Source organism: Clostridium sp. (assembly GCF_051656525.1).
Lineage (GTDB): Bacteria > Bacillota > Clostridia > Clostridiales > Clostridiaceae > Clostridium.
Window position 1 is genome coordinate 1 of the sequence record NZ_JBOGCC010000163.1, and the last position, 1638, is coordinate 1638.

Consider the following 1638-nt stretch of genomic DNA (forward strand, 5'->3'; position numbering starts at 1 on the left):
GAGCAGAGCTTGACCATGTGTATGGACTTCCATATATGAAGGATTACCATCCTATATATGAAAAGGATGGAGGAATTGCAGCAATAGAAGAGGTTAAGTTTAGTATAGTATCATCAAGAGGATGCTTTGGAGACTGTAATTTCTGTGCAATAACATTCCACCAAGGAAGAACAGTTCAAAGTAGAAGTGAAGATTCTATTTTAGAAGAAGCTAAGGGAATAACAGAACATAAAGACTTCAAAGGATATATCCATGATGTTGGAGGACCAACAGCAAACTTTAGAAAAGAAGCTTGTGATCATCAGCTTACAATAGGAGCATGTAAAAAGAAAAAATGTCTTACTCCAGGAGTATGTAAAAATATGAAAGTTGATCATAAAGAATTTGTTCACCTTTTAAGAAAAGTTAGAAGTTTACCTAAGGTTAAAAAAGTATTTATACGTTCAGGAATAAGATATGATTACGTTATGGCTGACAAGGATGATACATTCTTCAAGGAACTTGTAGAACATCATGTAAGTGGACAGTTAAAGGTTGCACCAGAGCACGTTGCACCGGAAGCTTTAAAATATATGGGTAAACCATCAGGAGAAACTTATAATAAATTTAGAGAAAAGTTCTTTAAGTTAAGTAAGAAAGCTGGAAAAGAGCAATACTTAATTCCTTATCTTATGTCAAGTCATCCAGGATGTGGGCTTAAAGAAGCAATTGAACTTGCTGAATATTTAAGAGATACAAAATATCAACCAGAGCAAGTACAAGATTTCTACCCAACACCAGGAACACCATCAACAACAATGTTCTACACAGGGCTTGACCCAAGAACGTTAAAGCCAGTATATGTTCCAAAAACAAAAGAAGAAAAAGCAATGCAAAGAGCATTACTTCAATTCAAAAAGCCTCAAAACTATAATTTAGTTTATGATGCACTTATGAAGGCGGGAAGAGAAGACCTTATAGGAAATGGACCTAAATGCTTAATTCAATCTAAAGAGCAAAGATACCTTGCAAGTATGAGAGGAAAATCTGCAAGCTTTAGAGGAAAATCAAGTTCTTCTAAACCAGGAGCTAAAGGAAAAGGAAAGCCTTCAGTTGCAGGTGGGAAAAAGAAGCATGGACCTAAGAAGGGAAAAGGAAGCTTTAAGAAAGTTAATAAGTAAGAGTTAAGAGTGAGGAGAGCTAGAGATAGCTCTCCTTTTTACATGAAGTTTAGTTGCTCTGCTTGCTTTGTTTCGATGTGAAAGTTTTGACGGATTGGGTTTCCATTTATGTATTTCCACATTTTAATTTTTTTAGGAGTAATTTTATATATAACTTGTCCATCTAATAAACCATATGCTTTAAAAGAACTAGGATGAGCTTTTTTATATAACTCCATTAAGTCTTTATTTTCTTTATTAGTCCAATTGCCAATTTCTTCGGCTATACCTTCAATTGAAATATTATTAAAGCATAAAGAAATATTATTATTCTCTTTAAGTTGGTTATATTTTAAATAGCATTTATTTGTTTGAAAATATATATCTAAACCTATATTTATAATACTCATAGATCTTGAAGAAACATTATTGTTTAATGCTGTGGATAATACCCAAGTTTTATTTTTTTCTAAATTTGATATGACCTCATTTTTTAAAT

Annotated in this window: 2 protein-coding genes; one reads left to right on the forward strand and one right to left on the reverse strand. The window is 32.5% G+C overall.

The genetic code is table 11. From position 1 onward, the window contains the following. The coding region (locus tag ACRDDY_RS08425; protein ID WP_438564510.1) for a YgiQ family radical SAM protein at nucleotides 1-1160 on the forward strand (1160 nt) is incomplete at its 5' end. 38 nt (nucleotides 1161-1198) lie between these two features. Here ACRDDY_RS08425 and ACRDDY_RS08430 read toward each other — a convergent pair. Further along, nucleotides 1199-1638: pyridoxamine 5'-phosphate oxidase family protein (locus tag ACRDDY_RS08430; RefSeq protein ID WP_438564511.1), on the reverse strand; the 440-nt coding region annotated here is incomplete at its 5' end.